This window comes from Sphingobacterium sp. InxBP1 (assembly GCF_026191775.1).
Lineage (GTDB): Bacteria > Bacteroidota > Bacteroidia > Sphingobacteriales > Sphingobacteriaceae > Sphingobacterium > Sphingobacterium thalpophilum.
The window spans coordinates 38,799-54,667 of record NZ_JAINDX010000036.1; the positions used below are offsets into that span (position 1 = coordinate 38,799).

Sequence of the window (15,869 nt, forward strand, 5' to 3'; positions counted from 1 at the left end):
GCTGCAAGAATATGCGGAAAATGAAAAATTACTAAAATTCATTAATATGTTTGTAATTTTTGACTATATTTTTTGATTAATTTATATATTTTTGTTTGTTTAAATATAAAATTGCTATATTTGGCCGGTAGGGTAATTTCAGATATATTACGATCAAGAGTCACCTAAACTCTCTTGACCATTTTCAAAGATTTAAATATGAAGCAAAGTAAAAATGAAGCCGTCTTTCAGGACGAAGTATTGACACGCTTTGAGCTTTTCAAAAGTTTATTTTTAACACTGCCCTTTCAGCGTGTTAAGGATACGGGTACTTTATTGCCATTTTTTGCGAAGCAATGTGAAAAAGGTGTGGATCAACATATGACACCTGATGAGATCATAAAGAGTTTTTTTGATCAGCATGAGGAATTTTCATCCGAGGAACAACGTATTGATTTATTGTTTCGCTTTGTTCAGTACATAGAACGTCAGGTTGTTTTGTTTGATGCCATAGAGGATTCGTCGTTTCAGATGGTCGGCCGTGGTGACGATGAGAATGTCTTAGGAGCATTTATCAAGAACGCAGAAGGTAACGGCGACATGCGGCGTAAGATCATTTCAAAGTTAAAGGATTTTTCGGTTCGCCTCGTCTTAACGGCTCACCCTACACAGTTTTATCCTGGGCCTGTACTGGGGATTATCAATGATTTGATCGATGCAATTAAATCCAACGATCTTCATAGTATACACCAGCTTTTGCAGCAACTGGGAAAGACGCCATTTATTAATAAAAATAAGCCGACTCCCGTAGACGAAGCCGCAAGTTTAGCCTGGTTTCTGGAGAACGTGTTCTATAAAGTTGCATCCGAAATACAGTCATTTATTGATGATGAGCTAGATGTGGATACCGAGGAAGTCAGACAGCTGATCGAACTGGGCTTTTGGCCGGGAGGCGACCGTGACGGTAACCCCAACGTAAGCGTTGAAAGTACGAAGAAAGTAGCTGCGCTCTTACGGACAATCTTATTTAGATGTTATTACCGGGATTTCCGTATTGTAAGGCGCCGGATCACGTTCCGTGGGGTCGAAGAGTACATGGAAAATTTACAGACGCTGTTTTATGAAAACAGCTTTAATCCTGTGGAGCAGCCGATAGACGAGACTGACAACATCATTTCGAACTTGAAAGCGATCAAAAATGTTCTGGAAGAACATCACAATGGCCTCTTTGTCGAGATCGTCGATGATCTATTACGTAAGGTGATGACCTTTGGCTGCTTTTTCACCACATTGGACATACGTCAGGATAGCCGTATTTTGCGGGAAGCGACTAATTATCTGATCCAGCACAATCAGGTCGAGACGGGTATGCCTGCAAATTATCTGGAATTGAGTGAGACCGACAAGCAGAAAGCGCTCAAGTTTAAAGAGCTGGACCTTCAGGTCGGCGAAGATGCTGATCCATTGACAAAGGACACGTCGGGTGTAATAAAATTGCTCAAAGATATTCAGCGTTCTGGTTCGGAGCGGGCGGCACAGCGTTTTATCATCAGTAATTGTCAGCAGGCGAGCGATATTCTGGGTTTACGTCAGCTGTTCCTTTGGTCAGGCTGGAAAAAAGATGCGTTGACTATTGACTTCGTCCCTTTGTTTGAGACGGTTGATGATTTGACCAGAGCTGCAGATGTGATGAAGACCTTATACAATAATAAGGAATATAAAGCACACTTAAAGCTGCGGGGAAATAAACAGACGATCATGCTGGGATATTCGGACAGTACCAAAGATGGTGGATATCTGATGGCTAACTGGTCGATCTACCGTGCGAAAATTGAGTTGACAGCAATTTCGCGTGAATACGATGTTGATCTTGTCTTTTTTGACGGTAGGGGTGGACCTCCGGCTCGTGGTGGTGGTAAAACACAGCGCTTCTATGCGTCTATGGGTAAAGAAATAGCCAACGATCACATTCAGTTGACTATTCAGGGGCAGACCATCAGCAGTCAGTACGGATCGCTGGATACTGCGCGCTTTAATATCGAACAATTGCTGCATGCAGGTATTATTTCGGACCTAAAACAACGGGTGGGTGATACGTTGACGAAGCATCAGTGCGAAATTATCGATAAACTGGCGGAGCTGAGCCACCAGAAATTCATGGACCTGCGTACAAATAAATTGTTTTTGCCCTATCTGGAAACGATGTCCCCCCTGAAAGCGCTTTCTTCGATCAATATATCGAGCAGGCCAGTGAAACGTAATTCTGGACGGGAGCTGAGGCTGGAAGATTTGCGTGCCATTAGCTTCGTGACCTCGTGGAGCCAGCTGAAGCAGAATATCCCCGGATTTTATGGTGTGGGAACAGCCTTGCAATGGGCTGAGAAAAACAACCTATGGAAAGATGTGCAACAGCTATACGTATCCTCGGGCTTTTTTCAGACTTTAATCGACAACTGTATGATGTCCATGACCAAATCAAACTTTGATATTACCGCGTATATGAAGGAGGATAAGGTGTATGGTGACTTTTGGAAAAATCTACATACAGAGTATCAGGTTACCAAAGAATACTTGTTGAAGCTCAGTGGAACGTCTCAATTAATGGAAAACTATCCGGTAGATCGCGCGTCGATTTTGGCCAGGGAGAGCATCGTACTGCCATTGCTGGTGATACAACATTACGCCATAAGGGCTCTAAATTCCGATCGCCTGGATGATGCGCAACGGGAAGATTATTCGAAACTGATTGCACGGACTATATTCGGTGTAATCAATGCGGGAAGAAATGTTGCTTAATTTTCGTGACTTTTCGAGGATAGGGTTTCGAAGAATATATATTTTATCTACTTTTGTATAGTTAACAAAATTGATATGAAGATTAATAAGTTATTTGTTGTAGCGGCTTGTGCGAGCACATTATTTGCATCTTGTAGCCAAACAGCTGCAGATAGACAGCGTCAATATGCCAATGCGACATTAGCAGACGGAGATGCGTTTGCGATGATTAAGTTAGTGGGCGAAAACGGAAATTATCTGGTAAACCTTGCGGATGTTGCTGCGAAACAGTCTAGCTCTGCAGAGGTAAAGAACGTAGCTGCCAAAATTAAAGAAGCCTACGCATCGATATTGCCGGAACTAGATGCTTTAGCTAAAGAACTGCACGTCGGAGAATTTGAGCGCGGTGTACCGACGTTTGAGGTGCCAACCTCTATCTCTGGAACTGATAGTACAGCCAGTTTCAATGACAAAGCCTTTTTAGCTACTGTAGTCGAAAAGCAAGGTGAAATCAACGGTAGATTTTCGCGCGAGGAACATAATACAAACACAAAGGTGATCCATATTTCTGAAGAATCACTGAAGAAAGTGGAGGAAATCTATACATTGGCCGGTGGTAAATCCGAAGGCCACGGACACCACTAATTGCGCTGGAGATTTTATATAAAAAAGGAATATTTACTGCAGTAAATATTCCTTTTTTATTTTATTGTCAAATTTTTCTGTTCGGTCAACGTACATCAGCCGTAGCACTATTTAGATCGCATTGTAGCATAGTATGAGTCGGCGAGAATCAGAGAAATCACTTGTTGAACTGTTAAATTAATAATAACTTAACATCGTTGTAATATAGTTTTTAATAACTGTGTTTATTTTAGCATGATTTAATCAAAATATAGAACAAGATAACGTGAGATACGCTGCTATAGATATAGGTTCCAACGCGGTCCGTCTTTTGATCGCTGATATTATTGGCCAGAAGGACCAATTTAATTTTAAAAAAAATACCCTTTTGCGGGTTCCTTTACGTTTGGGTGATGATGCATTTATACATCAGGAAATCTCGCCAAGAAAAGCGGAGAGCCTGATTAAGACCATGAAAGCTTTTCGTGAGCTGATGGATGTGTATCATGTGGAGGATTATATGGCCTGCGCTACTTCGGCGATGCGTGACGCAAAAAATGGTGCCGCAATTGTTGCTGAAGTTGCGAAAAACGGAATCGATATTGATATCATTGAAGGCGCTAAAGAGGCTGAGATCATCTATAACAGTCACTGGGATAATAAAATGGAGAAAGATAAGGTCTATCTTTATATAGATGTGGGTGGAGGCAGCACTGAACTTTCTCTGTTTGCAAATGGCGTATTGGTCAATTCGAGATCTTTTAATCTGGGTACGATCCGGATACTGGATAATCAGGATAAGGCGGAGACCTGGGATGAACTGAAAGAATGGGTGCGGAGTAATACACACATGTATAAACAGGTCATCGGGATAGGGACTGGAGGTAATATCAATAAACTGGCCCGCCTGTCTAATGAGAAATTGGACAAGCCTTTATCTTATGCAAAATTAAAGGCTGTGTATGAGCATCTGTCATCTTTTTCCCTAAAAGAACGTATTATTTTACTTGGGCTGAATGAGGACCGTGCAGACGTGATTATTCCAGCCAGTGAGATCTTCCTGACGATTATGAAGCATGGACGCCTGAAACAAATTCTTGTTCCGCGGGTTGGTTTGGTTGACGGTGTTATTAGAACGCTGATCAATAGGAATTTAGTAAAATAGCAAATAAAAATGCGTTTTTTGCCTTGCAAAAGCCGGAAAAATCTTTACTTTTGTGATACCAAAGGCGAATATGAGCCCAGGTGGCGAAATTGGTAGACGCACCATCTTGAGGGGGTGGCGCTCGTATGGGCGTGGCAGTTCGAATCTGCTCCTGGGCACTGATGAAAAAGGTTAGATCGAAATGAGATCTGACCTTTTTCGTTTGTTGAAAAGTACCTTAAACCTTCCCCTTTCGTGAATTCTATCTTTTGTCTCCTATTTATTTTAGCTTTTACTGTGCGTATGGACATGCTATCACAATTTACTGATGGCCAGTATTTTGATGAAAACTAGAAGTTTTATTCGAGATATGGAGATTATTGCGAAAAATGAGGTATCTTATGCCGAATAACCAACAAAAGATTTGACATGAGACATAGCCACCTTCTAAGATTTATTCTTCTCCTGGTTTTCGCTAACGTGTTGCAGGTAACAGCCCAAGAGCTACCTTGCCAATTTCGCATAGGTCTGATTGCTGATCCGCAATATGCGGACCTCGAAGATCGTGGTGAACGCCGTTATCGGCAGTCACTTCAAAAAATCGAGGAATCTGTGCATGAATTAAACAATCAAGCGGTTGATTTTACTTTTGTGCTTGGAGATCTGGTGGACCAGGGCATCAACGATCTTCCTCGGATTGCGGAGAGGCTTGCAAAGTTAGACTCACCGACGTTCAAGTTATTGGGAAACCACGATTACGTACACACTGAGGACGGAAAAAATCTCTATAAAGTATTTGACATGCCCGCATCGTATTATTCCGTGAATAAGGGAGATTGGGTATTTATTCTGTTAAACACGAATGAAGTTTCGCAATACGCTACAAAGGTGGATACTTACGAACGGATCTACTGGCAGCGGCAGCAGGATAGCCTGAAACGATAAGGTAGGACGAATGCCGCTCTATGGAACGGTGGCGTAGGGCCACAACAATTTGCATGGTTAAAAGGGCAGCTCGATGAAGCGCAAAACGCGAATAAACATATACTCGTCCTGACCCACCATCCGCTTTTTCCGGAAAATGGGCTTGAAGCCTTAAATAATAGAGAACTTCTGGAGCTGATCGCACAGTTTCCAAATGTCAGGGCTGTCCTCTCAGGTCATCACCATGCAGGAAATTTTGGGGTCTATAAAGGAATACCGATGGTTACATTGGAAGGAATGGTAGAGGGAAGAGATAACGCATTTGGGGTTCTGAATTGTTTTCCAGACCGGATTGAAATTCACGGTAAAGGGAGATTGACGAGTCGTGTACTTTGGTTTCCAAGGAAAGCCGACAGGAAGAAATAGCAGCGAACGACAATATCAAAACCATGGGCATTAAAGCATGCGTTTTGATATTGTCATCCTCTTTTGAGAAATCGGCTATCATGGAGTTTCGCAGATTTCTTTTAGGCGCTTTAAAGCATCAGGCCAAGCCTGTTCGAAATAATCTATATATTCCTCGTTCGTGTCAACGTCAACTTTCACTGTCGTCTGGTTACCGAGGTCTATAAAGCTATAATTTTCGAATGCTCCCGCCCAGCTTTCGACAGCGGGGCCTTCGGTCACTTCTTGGCCATTATCCAATATGCCATAGTGTTGGATAGACAAATACTGATTCGGTATATTTTCTGCTATTCTTGCTACCATGCCTTCTTTTTCGCCTTTTTCATTCATGCCGACAAAGTAGATTTTTTCTCCTTTTTCCCAGCTGCCTTCAAAGTCTGAAGTTGGGTTGAAAGCCGCTGTCCATTGTTTATAAGTTTCTTTGGCAAGCATTGTTTTAAAGACATGCTCAGCCGGCGCATCGATTGTGAGCTGATAAGTCAATTTTTTCATCATTTATTGTCTTGGAAAATTAGGGTTTGCTTTTATTTCCTCAATTTGTCTGGTATGCCGCGCACAGTGGGCTGCTATAAACATAAGCCCCTGATACCCATCCACCACACCATTGGGATAATCGTTGATATGGTTGCGCAGATCTGTAACATCCGCTTTTTTAATATAGTCAATTACGGGTTGTCGCGCAGCAAGAAAATCGGTAAGGGCTGTTTTGGTGTCCTTGTAGATACCCGTCGGCTGTAATTCTTTTGGTGCTTGAAACTTGTGAGTTCTGTCGGTTATGCTAGTTTTCAAATGGTCGTCGGTCATTTTTACCTCGGACTTTCTTTCAGGCTGCGGCGCTTTTTCAAGTGCTGACTTGGCCATGTTAAATATCATACGTTCGGACAATACGATATGTTCTAAGCATTGACTGATCGACCACTTATCCGGTGCAGGTTTAAATTGTAACTGGGCCTCGCTAAGTCCAGCCACCTGTTTTTCCAGGTCCGCTGTGGTTTGATTAAAATATTGCAGCAGGGAATCGGTGCCTTCCAGGATCTCCGCATGCGAAAGCCGTGTGGATTGCGGAGCAGGCTGATGCGGATCTGCAGGCAGACCTGCTGTTGTGGACGATAGTAGCACCGCGCCCAAACCAGCCATTGCTATCATTTTGATCATTGAATACATAACATTCTATTTTATCAGTTTATAATTTATTTGTCACTTTACTTTTACAATTATACGTCCTTTTTGTTTTTTTATTCTTTTCATAAGGCAAGAAATCTGGAGTATAAAGTGATCGACATGAACGGATTAACCCACATTTTTTTTATACTTGCGTATGAATAAAGTTAAAAGTATTGTTGTTTTTTGCGCTTCCAGTTTAGGTCATTCCAATGTGTACGCAGAAGAAGCGAAATATTTGGGGCAAACGCTGGTACAAAGGGGCATTCGTCTGGTTTATGGTGGCGGTCGGGTTGGACTGATGGGAACAATCGCTAACGCCGTCTTGGATCAGGGAGGAGAGGTGATCGGAGTAATCCCACATTTTCTAAATTCAAAAGAACGCGAACATACAGGGGTGACCAAATTGATCACCGTCGACAGCATGCATGACCGTAAGCGAATTATGAATGAACATGCAGATGCAGCAATCGCCCTGCCCGGAGGCTTTGGTACCCTTGAAGAACTTTTTGAAATGATTACCTGGGGACAGTTAGGATTGCACCGTAAACCGGTAGGTATATTAAATACAAACGGTTTCTATGATCATTTGATTGATTTCATAGCCCATATGGTCGATGAAGGCCTGCTCAAAAAAGAAAATAGAGACATGCTATTGGTTGGGAATACAATAGCGGAACTATTAGATCAGATGGAACATTATAGTGCGCCTCAGGTGACGAAATGGGTAAATAAGGAACAGATCTAGATATCATTTAGCTTACTTAGGGAGAGTGTCTTTCTATAAATAGCTTCTTATGGTATTGTGAGACTGTCTGCCCGACGGGCTCGCCATCGTTATTACTATTTTTATCCCTTTTCTTATTTACGAAACTTTTAGCCCAATAAGCTGAAGGCCATAGCTGCAATCGGAGCGGCAGGCTCATGGCTGCCTTATAGCTGTATGAGATCGTCCTGCATTTTTTCTATGAGTTGCGTTTTGGTCAAGTTTTTCAACGAAATGGTCAATAAATATTTGCTTAATGTGCTTTATCTTTGAAATGGTATTCGGGTTGGCTTAACCTGTTATACGGCAGATGGGAACTCTGCCCACCTGTTGCTGTAGCACCGTAGCCTCATAATTTTAATCGGCAGAGTAACTACGGTGCCAGCAACAAAAGAGGCCTGATCTACGGATCAGGCCTTCTTAATTTGAGTTTTAATAAGCAAAAATTATAAATTGTTTGCCCGAGCAGTTATTTCGGCGATGTCCAGCACTTGGATTTCGGAATCCTTTTCTTTTATTTTCACACCGTCTTTAAGCATCGTCATACAGAAAGGACATGCTGCAGCAAGTACTTGAGGCTGTACATCTAAGACCTCCTCAATACGCTCGATATTAACATCTTTTTTACCTGGTTCGGGTTCCTTAAACATTTGCCCTCCGCCGGCACCACAGCACAGACCATTGCTTCTACAGCGTTTTAACTCGACCAGCTGAGCATCTAGGCTCTCCAGTACTTTTCTCGGGGCCTCATACACTTCATTTGCTCTCCCCAGATAACACGGATCATGGTAAGTTATTTTCTTCCCTTTGAACATGTTATTGTCAGCGGGCTTTAATTTACCTTCGTTAATCAGGCTTTGTATCAGTTGTGTGTGATGTATAACCTCGTAGTTTCCACCGAGTGCAGGATATTCGTTCTTTAAGGTATTGAAGCAGTGTGGGCAGGCGGTGACGATCTTCTTGATTTGGTAGCCATTCAGCACTTCGATATTCATCATGGCCTGCATCTGGAATAGAAACTCGTTTCCGCTTCTTTTCGCGGGGTCACCTGTGCAGCTTTCTTCGGTCCCGAGGATGGCATAGTTGATTCCCACATGCTGAAGGATACGGCAGATATCGCGCGTTATCCTTTGAGCGCGTTCGTCAAAACTGCCTGCGCATCCAACCCAAAATAGTATATCGGGAGTTTCTCCCTTCGCTAACAGTTCCGCAACTGTCGGAATTTTTAATTCGTTTTCCATCATGACCTAGTTTTGTTGAGTCCAATTCGCGCGGTCCATTTGAGCATATTTCCATGGAGCGCCATTATTCTCAATATTTCCAAACATATTATTAATACTCGCAGGAGCTTGAGATTCTTCCATTACGGCAAAGCGGCGAAGTTCTACGATGATATCCAAAGGATTAATATTGACTGGACATTGTTCGACACAGGCATTACAGCTTGTGCAAGCCCATATCTCCTCCCTGCTGATATAGGAGTCCAGAAGCGATTTACCGTCATCCTGGAAGCTGCCGTTTTTCTTGATATTATTACCGACTTCGGTTAATCTATCCCTGGTATCCATCATTATTTTTCGGGGCGACAGCAGTTTTCCGGTGATGTTAGCTGGGCATGACGAAGTACAGCGTCCACATTCAGTACACGTATAGGCATCCAGTAAACTTTTCCAGGAGAGGTCCTGTACATCTTTGGCACCAAAACGCGCTACGGCATCTGTCGAAGGTGGAGAAAAGCTAGGATCGAGCATGGCTTTAACTTCATTGGTAACAGCATCCATATTGGATAGTTTTCCTTTCGGACCTAAATTTGAAAAGTAGGTATTGGGAAAAGCCAGGACAATGTGCAGGTGCTTTGAATAAGGCAGATAATTCAAGAACGCAAGCACCCCTAAGATATGAAACCACCAACAGCATCTTTCGATCAGGTAGAGGCTTTCGGTGGATGTAGGCAAGTAGGGGAGCAGGTACTGGGTTATGGGAAAGGAGCCTGCCGATTTAAAATGTTCAAAGCCATAAAGCTGTAATTTCTGGTCTGCTGCATTCATTAATAAAAATGCAGTCATCAGAAGGATTTCGGTGATAAGAATGATGTTCGCGTCCGTTTTTGGCCAGTGGTTAAGCTCCTTACTACTCAGACGAGTTACTTTAATTATATTTCTCCGGATCAGGAAAATCAGACATGACAGCAATACGCCGAGAGCAAGCCATTCGAATGAAGCGATCAGGAAATTATAGAAACTTCCTAAAAAAGAGAAAACACGGTGTGTACCGAAAATTCCATCAATGATGATTTCCAGCATCTCTATGTTGATGATCACGAATCCTAGATAAACAAAGAGATGCAAAAGTGCTGGAATGACTCTTTTAAACATTTTTTTTTGACCGAAAGCAACGAGGATCATGGTCTTCCATCGTTCAGCCGGTCTATCCGAACGATCGCTATCCCGACCGAGTCTAATATTGCTATAGATCTGCCGCACATTTTTTATAAAAAGAAATAACGCAGCTACAAAACAAACGACAAATATAATTTGACCTATCATACGCACGGGTATTGGTTATAAACAAATATACTACAAAACAATCTAAGTTTTATTATGCTAACATAATAAAAATATTCAACAAAGTCGTATCCAAAACGAGTCATTGAAAATTTTAGGTTAGCGATAAGGAGAGAGTGGTAAAGACTTCCAGGAATCGGCCGATTCCTGGAAGCGGACAGATGTTAATCTATTTTATGTCAGCAAATGTGTGCTGCAGAATCCTTTCGATTGAGCTTTCAATACGTGCTTTCCCTTCAGCTGTATTGATATCAATACCACAAAAGGTGCTCCCAGTCGATTTAGCTTGCAGAGCCAAGTAATAGATACCACTGACTAACAAAGCTAATGTGGCCCGAATATCCACTTTAGAATTCTCAAATTTGGGATCAACATGTTTAAACAATTCTTCGCCCAGGATTTCGCGTTTATCGGCGATATTCTTCAATGCTTTTGTTTTTTCGCCTAAGCCCCAGTGTATGATCTTTTGTTTAGTCTTATCTTTCAAAAAGGTATTCAATTGGCTTTGAAGCAATTCATTGATGAGATCGACATTGATAGTCTCGGGGTTTGCTATCATTTGATCTAAGATTCCTTTATCGCCAATCAACCAAAAATCTTTTTGCGTTAAGTAAGCTTCGACCAATTGGTCAAGCCCGCCAAAGTAATTCCATATGAGAGCCTTATTCAAGCCGCATTCCAGTGCAATATTAGGTCCATTCAGGGCATGGTATCCTTTTTTTTGAATGACTTTTCCCACTGCGGCGATCATACGTGCTTTAGTGCGTTCCTTGTCCCGGATTGGTCCAGATGTTACCTTTCTTTCTTTTTTGGGGGCATCCTCAGTTACTTTCTTTTTCATCGGAATAATTTGTTTATCCATTACCAGTTTGTTAGCAATGACAGCTTTACTGCCCTAAGCAGCCTATCCGTCTTAGTTTATGCTAATGCGGGGCCATGGCAGTTCCACGTATATCATTTTTAGCAATGAAGTTTCTATGAGTCATCAAGTTCGTTTATTAGTAAACAAAATTGGGCCCATGATGTTTTCATTAAGGTAGAATGTATATTTCTATGGCAATATCCAAATTTTAGCTGGTAAAAGCAAGAAATCGTACAACAGATTTTTTTATTATCACAGACGGCTTTATCTTGATGTCAGGATAGACGGCAGGAAAGGGGGGAGCAGTTTATTCATGGTATCGGAGATAAGCGCGTTACATCTAAAGACATAAAAAAAGGATTATTCAGATGAATAATCCTTTTTTTATGTCTTTAATCAGCCGTTATTTTTTTGCCGGAGCTGTTGGAGCAGCGGTTGCTGATATACCCAGTTTTGATTTCACTGCGGCTGTTAGATCCTCACCACCTTGGAAATAAGGAATGTTTGTGCTAGAGATATCAAATACGTAAGCCATGCCTTTCTCTTTGGATACGGCAGTTACTGCGTCAGCAACTTTTCTATGCACAGGAGCGATCAATTCTTCTTCTTTTTTGTTCAGTTCTTCCTGAGCGGTCTGCTGCGCCGTTTGGATTCGTGTCTGAATATCCTGTAACTCTTGACCTATTTTATTGATTTCAGGATCCACAGTTTCTTTATTGGCTTCGCTTCTATTGCGTAACTTTTCGTTAGCGTCTTTCTGTTTCGTTTGGTAAATAGTAACCATATCCTGAATTTCTTTGGTTTTACCATCGCTCAAGGTTTTCAATTGAGCTTCTGCTGCTTTGAATTCAGGAGTAGATTGGATGATTTCAGCAAAATTGATATGACCAATTTTTTGTTGAGCATTTGCAAATTGAGTTGAGAAAAATACCGCCACTATAGCAACCGCACCTTTTAATAAGTTTTTCATGCTTTTCATTTTAATGTAATAAGCCATCTCCATGGCAATCTTTTAGTGTTCTAATTAATTACTATTTTTTATTAATACTTGTGTCCACAATGATAATAAACTCCTGCTTAGTTTGCAAGACTAGGATTTGGTTTATAGCCTAATTTTGTAATGACTTCATTACTTTTGTTCAATTTGGGATTTGCATAAAGAAAAGTAGTTTCATTTCCCTTATCCATGATGAAATCATAGCCTTGTGCAGCGGCCACTTCCTGGATTGCTTTAGATACACGATCTTGAATCGGTTTAACGAGCTGTACACGTCTCTTAAAGAGCTCGCCTTCAAATCCAAACTTCTGTTTTTGGTAGTCTTTTACCTCTTTTTCCCGTGTGACAATTTCATCTTCACGGCGGCGACGCATATCTTCGTTTAATAAAGCTTGATCCTTCTGATACGCCTGATATAACTTTTCGATTTCAGCATATTTTTGGTCGACTTCTTCCTGCCACTGTTTGGAAAGGTCATCCAGCTGTTTTTGTGCGGTTGTATACTCAGGGATATGTTTCAAGATATATTCTGAATCAACATAAGCAAGCTGCTGAGCAAATGTTGCTGTAGCACTGACGACCACAAAAACTATAACTAACAATATTTTTTTCATATTTCCTGTAAGTTTTATAGACTACAATTTTTTATTTAACATTAATTTACCTTATGACAATAACGAACCTTAAAAGTTTAATCCGAGAAAATTGTTATATGTAAATTTATCGCTCAAAAATAAGAAAAAAGAAACAATCTGATAGATATTTCTCGGGTTTAACACTATTTAACTTGTCGGTGCCTGTTTGCTGTTTTTTTGCCAAGATCTTGTGTGCACACCGCAGTTTCCTTTTTGGTACCTTAAAAATATACTAAACGAAAATAGCTCTTCACGAATCGCGAAGAGCTATCCTTAACCTATTATGTCTGCTGATGAGCGGGTAATTATCTTAGAAACCGCCCATATTCTGCATGATGCTAAATGTAAAGTTCTGTTTCCAGGTACTGCTCGGAACTCCCGGAATAGGATCAAAAGCGTGTCCATAATCAATACCTAGCATACCGAAGATAGGCAAGAAAATACGGGCGCCAACACCAGCTGAACGACGTACTTTAAATGGATTGAATTCGGCAAATTTGTTCCATGTGTTACCAGCTTCAGCAAATGCCAGTACATATACGGTTGCCTGATCATTTAACATGACTGGATGGCGCAGCTCCATCTGATATTTCGTATAAATTGGGCTACCGGAGTTTCTTGCGATATTGACATTTTGGGTACCTTCTGGAATAATTATACCATTGGCATATCCCCGCAACGCAATGATTTCCGAACCTTGCAGGTAATCAAACCCTTGCATGCCGTCGCCCCCTACTTTGAAACGTTCAAATGTGGATATCTCTGTTTTGCTGGAATACTTGCCTAAGAATCCAAATTGAGCCTGGGCTTTAAATACGAGTTTACCTGCAATTTTGGCATACCATTGTGAGTCAAATTTCCATTTGTGATATTCCGTCCAACGGTAACGTTCTTGCGGTGAACCGTTTTTGTAATCAACGTTGTTGAATAAGGAATATGGTGGCGTTAGCTGTACGGAGAATTTGATGTTAGATCCTGAAGTAGGATAAATCGGCGCGTCGATCGAGTTACGGCTGAATTCCTGTGTCAGGTTGATGTTGTACGCTGTACCGTTATCGAACAAGAAATAGTTTCCATAATTCTGCAGCTTATAGCGCTGGAACGACAGCGATGTATTGGCTTGAAACCAGTTATCAGGCCACTGCAATCGTTTTCCCAGGGTGGCCGTAATACCAGTCATCCAGATACGGTTTAGCTCGGAGTCTTTTACGATCTGTTCTCCTGTATAATAGTTGAATCCACCATAGGACGAACTCGAAGTATAAGCGCTTAAACCAAAATAAATTGGCTTTTTCCCGCCTAACCACGGCTCTGAAAAGGAAAAGCTGTAAGATTGATATCGTTTACCTGAGGTCTGGCCACGGACACTTAATTTCTGGCCATCGCCCCGAGGCAACGGTTTCCAAGAGCTCTTGTCAAAGAAATTGCTCGTCGAAAAGTTGTTAAACGTCAAACCTAGAGTCCCGATGATTTGTCCGGCGCCATATCCTCCTGAAAGTTCGACCTGGTCAGAAGGTTTTTCCGTTACATTATATACAATGTCTACTGTTCCTTCGGCGTAATTTAGATTCGTTGGTACTGGATTTGTTTTTTGTTCATCAAAATTTCCCAATTGGGCAATTTCACGAACACTTCGCATAATTTGCTCTTTTGAAAATTTTTGTCCGGGTTTCGTGTAAATGGAACGTAATACAACGCGGTCATTGGTGACGTCGTTACCCTTGACAATCACATTATTGATTGTATATTGTGCACCCTCGTATACTCGTAAATTGAGGTCGATGGTATCGTTATATACGCGTGTCTGCTCTGGATCTACCGAAAACGTCAGATAACCATCGTTCATGTATATGGATGATATGTCATCACTGTTTTTTGTGGGACCCATTAATTTGGCAGTCAGTTTCTCCTCAGAGAAAACATCACCACGTTTGATGCCTAATATCTTGTTCAGTAAGGTGTCGGAATATTTGGCATTTCCTGTCCAGACAATGTTACCTACATAGTATTTAGGGCCTTCGTAGATGTCGAAATTAACCAATACATTTTTTTCTCCATCGCGGATGACCGTATCTTTTATGATTTCGGCATCACGATAACCTTTGGCCGCCATTTTTTTGATCAGGTTTTCTTTACCTTCTTTATATTTTTCTTCTTTGAACTTACCTGGACCAAAAATGCGGTACCACATTTTTTGTTTAATTGGCTTGGCCATTTTACGCAATTCCTTTTGTGAGAAATGCTCGTTGCCGGTAAACGTTATTTTTTTGACCCTTACTTTGTGTTTTTTGTCTACATCAGCAATCAGGATTTCGTTGTTGGCCTGAGCCGAATCTTTAACTGTCCGTAGTTTAATCTCAGGATACAAATAAGCCTTTTCTTTTAGAAAACGTTGTATCGTAGCTCGGGTTGTATTCATCAAATTTTCGTTGACAATCTTACCTGTATTGCTATTTAAACGTTTGCGGACCTCTTCGGTCTGGCTTTTGCTAAGTCCGTTGATGTCGATGCGGGTCAAACGGGGACGTTCAACTACGCGTATTGTCAAAAAGATGTTTTCACCTTCTATTTTGTCAGCCCATAATTCCACATTATCAAACAGTCCCTGGGCCATCATATCTTTGACAACTTTTGCAGTTGCTTCGCTTGGCACTTCCAAATATTGACCTACAGACAATTTGGATATGGTAATCAATACATTTTTATCCAAAAATTGTGTTCCAGTCACATCAACGGCACTAATTACGTAGTTTTTAGGGTTGAGATAACTGATTTTTTCGGGGTCATTTAGGTTGAACGCACCATTTTCCTGTCCGTAGACAAGTTGCATTGATGAGAGACCAAAAAATAGTATTACGGGTAGTATACGCTTCATTTATCAATAATTATTGGCGCTAAAGTACACCAATGAGTTGTTAATTTTTGTTAATTAAGAAAATTTAACCAGCTTGTTTTTATCAAATCAGTTGACAA

The 15,869-nt window shown here is 41.2% G+C and carries 13 protein-coding genes, 1 tRNA gene and 1 pseudogene; 7 read left to right on the plus strand and 8 right to left on the minus strand.

Annotated features, from left to right (window positions below; all coding sequences use genetic code 11):
- Positions 1 to 198: 198 nt before the first annotated feature.
- From K7A41_RS01350 to K7A41_RS23720, 6 genes and pseudogenes are all read left to right on the plus strand, one after another.
- Positions 199 to 2,775: a phosphoenolpyruvate carboxylase gene (locus K7A41_RS01350; protein ID WP_028069157.1), complete on the plus strand. Its 2,577-nt coding sequence runs from the start codon at positions 199 to 201 to the stop codon at positions 2,773 to 2,775.
- A 75-nt stretch (positions 2,776 to 2,850) separates the two neighbouring features.
- Complete coding sequence (locus K7A41_RS01355) at positions 2,851 to 3,399, plus strand: hypothetical protein (protein ID WP_028069156.1); 549 nt, start codon at positions 2,851 to 2,853, stop codon at positions 3,397 to 3,399.
- A 265-nt stretch (positions 3,400 to 3,664) separates the two neighbouring features.
- Positions 3,665 to 4,543: an exopolyphosphatase gene (locus tag K7A41_RS01360; protein WP_028069155.1), complete on the plus strand. Its 879-nt coding sequence runs from the start codon at positions 3,665 to 3,667 to the stop codon at positions 4,541 to 4,543.
- A 74-nt stretch (positions 4,544 to 4,617) separates the two neighbouring features.
- A tRNA-Leu gene (locus tag K7A41_RS01365) sits at positions 4,618 to 4,701 on the plus strand.
- Between the two features lie 250 nt (positions 4,702 to 4,951).
- Positions 4,952 to 5,467, plus strand: coding sequence for a metallophosphoesterase (locus tag K7A41_RS23715; protein WP_416221937.1), 516 nt, complete (start codon positions 4,952 to 4,954; stop codon positions 5,465 to 5,467).
- Between the two features lie 60 nt (positions 5,468 to 5,527).
- Positions 5,528 to 5,872: pseudogene (locus K7A41_RS23720) on the plus strand (metallophosphoesterase); the annotation flags it as partial.
- A gap of 78 nt (positions 5,873 to 5,950) precedes the next feature.
- Here the strand turns inward: K7A41_RS23720 and K7A41_RS01375 are convergent.
- The gene (locus tag K7A41_RS01375) at positions 5,951 to 6,406 is read right to left on the minus strand and encodes an SRPBCC family protein (RefSeq protein ID WP_265712268.1); all 456 of its coding nucleotides are present in this window, start codon (positions 6,404 to 6,406) and stop codon (positions 5,951 to 5,953) included.
- The gene (locus K7A41_RS01380) at positions 6,407 to 7,075 is read right to left on the minus strand and encodes a DinB family protein (RefSeq protein ID WP_081817811.1); all 669 of its coding nucleotides are present in this window, start codon (positions 7,073 to 7,075) and stop codon (positions 6,407 to 6,409) included.
- A gap of 154 nt (positions 7,076 to 7,229) precedes the next feature.
- Between K7A41_RS01380 and K7A41_RS01385 the strand changes: the two genes are divergently transcribed.
- Entirely contained in the window at positions 7,230 to 7,820 is a 591-nt protein-coding gene (locus K7A41_RS01385) for a TIGR00730 family Rossman fold protein (protein ID WP_265712269.1), read from the plus strand.
- A 464-nt stretch (positions 7,821 to 8,284) separates the two neighbouring features.
- On the opposite strand, the gene K7A41_RS01390 is transcribed toward K7A41_RS01385, so the two are convergent.
- From K7A41_RS01390 to bamA, 6 genes are all read right to left on the minus strand, one after another.
- The gene (locus K7A41_RS01390; RefSeq protein WP_265712308.1) at positions 8,285 to 9,079 is read right to left on the minus strand and encodes a (Fe-S)-binding protein; all 795 of its coding nucleotides are present in this window, start codon (positions 9,077 to 9,079) and stop codon (positions 8,285 to 8,287) included.
- Between the two features lie 6 nt (positions 9,080 to 9,085).
- Positions 9,086 to 10,384 carry a (Fe-S)-binding protein gene (locus K7A41_RS01395; protein ID WP_265712270.1) on the minus strand — a complete coding sequence of 433 codons (1,299 nt, stop codon included), beginning with the start codon at positions 10,382 to 10,384 and terminating at the stop codon, positions 9,086 to 9,088.
- Positions 10,385 to 10,571: 187 nt separating this feature from the next.
- On the minus strand, positions 10,572 to 11,243 hold the full coding sequence (locus K7A41_RS01400; RefSeq protein WP_265712271.1) for a TetR/AcrR family transcriptional regulator: 672 nt from the start codon (positions 11,241 to 11,243) through the stop codon (positions 10,572 to 10,574).
- Positions 11,244 to 11,667: 424 nt separating this feature from the next.
- Positions 11,668 to 12,234: an OmpH family outer membrane protein gene (locus tag K7A41_RS01405; protein ID WP_028069147.1), complete on the minus strand. Its 567-nt coding sequence runs from the start codon at positions 12,232 to 12,234 to the stop codon at positions 11,668 to 11,670.
- A gap of 107 nt (positions 12,235 to 12,341) precedes the next feature.
- A complete protein-coding gene (locus K7A41_RS01410; protein ID WP_265712272.1) occupies positions 12,342 to 12,875 on the minus strand; it encodes an OmpH family outer membrane protein in 534 nt (177 codons plus the stop codon).
- Positions 12,876 to 13,206: 331 nt separating this feature from the next.
- Entirely contained in the window at positions 13,207 to 15,771 is a 2,565-nt protein-coding gene (bamA, locus tag K7A41_RS01415) for an outer membrane protein assembly factor BamA (RefSeq protein ID WP_028069145.1), read from the minus strand.
- Positions 15,772 to 15,869 lie beyond the last annotated feature (98 nt).

Bases quoted from the DNA above. Each gene is read 5' to 3' on its own strand.
- K7A41_RS01395 (WP_265712270.1), bottom strand. From the start codon at position 10,384: ATGATAGGTCAAATTATATTTGTCGTTTGTTTTGTAGCTGCGTTATTT.
- K7A41_RS01390 (WP_265712308.1), bottom strand. From the start codon at position 9,079: ATGGAAAACGAATTAAAAATTCCGACAGTTGCGGAACTGTTAGCGAAG.
- K7A41_RS01400 (WP_265712271.1), bottom strand. From the start codon at position 11,243: ATGAAAAAGAAAGTAACTGAGGATGCCCCCAAAAAAGAAAGAAAGGTA.
- K7A41_RS01350 (WP_028069157.1), top strand. From the start codon at position 199: ATGAAGCAAAGTAAAAATGAAGCCGTCTTTCAGGACGAAGTATTGACA.
- K7A41_RS01385 (WP_265712269.1), top strand. From the start codon at position 7,230: ATGAATAAAGTTAAAAGTATTGTTGTTTTTTGCGCTTCCAGTTTAGGT.
- K7A41_RS23715 (WP_416221937.1), top strand. From the start codon at position 4,952: ATGAGACATAGCCACCTTCTAAGATTTATTCTTCTCCTGGTTTTCGCT.
- K7A41_RS01375 (WP_265712268.1), bottom strand. From the start codon at position 6,406: ATGATGAAAAAATTGACTTATCAGCTCACAATCGATGCGCCGGCTGAG.
- K7A41_RS01355 (WP_028069156.1), top strand. From the start codon at position 2,851: ATGAAGATTAATAAGTTATTTGTTGTAGCGGCTTGTGCGAGCACATTA.
- K7A41_RS01380 (WP_081817811.1), bottom strand. From the start codon at position 7,075: ATGTATTCAATGATCAAAATGATAGCAATGGCTGGTTTGGGCGCGGTG.
- bamA (WP_028069145.1), bottom strand. From the start codon at position 15,771: ATGAAGCGTATACTACCCGTAATACTATTTTTTGGTCTCTCATCAATG.
- K7A41_RS01410 (WP_265712272.1), bottom strand. From the start codon at position 12,875: ATGAAAAAAATATTGTTAGTTATAGTTTTTGTGGTCGTCAGTGCTACA.
- K7A41_RS01405 (WP_028069147.1), bottom strand. From the start codon at position 12,234: ATGAAAAACTTATTAAAAGGTGCGGTTGCTATAGTGGCGGTATTTTTC.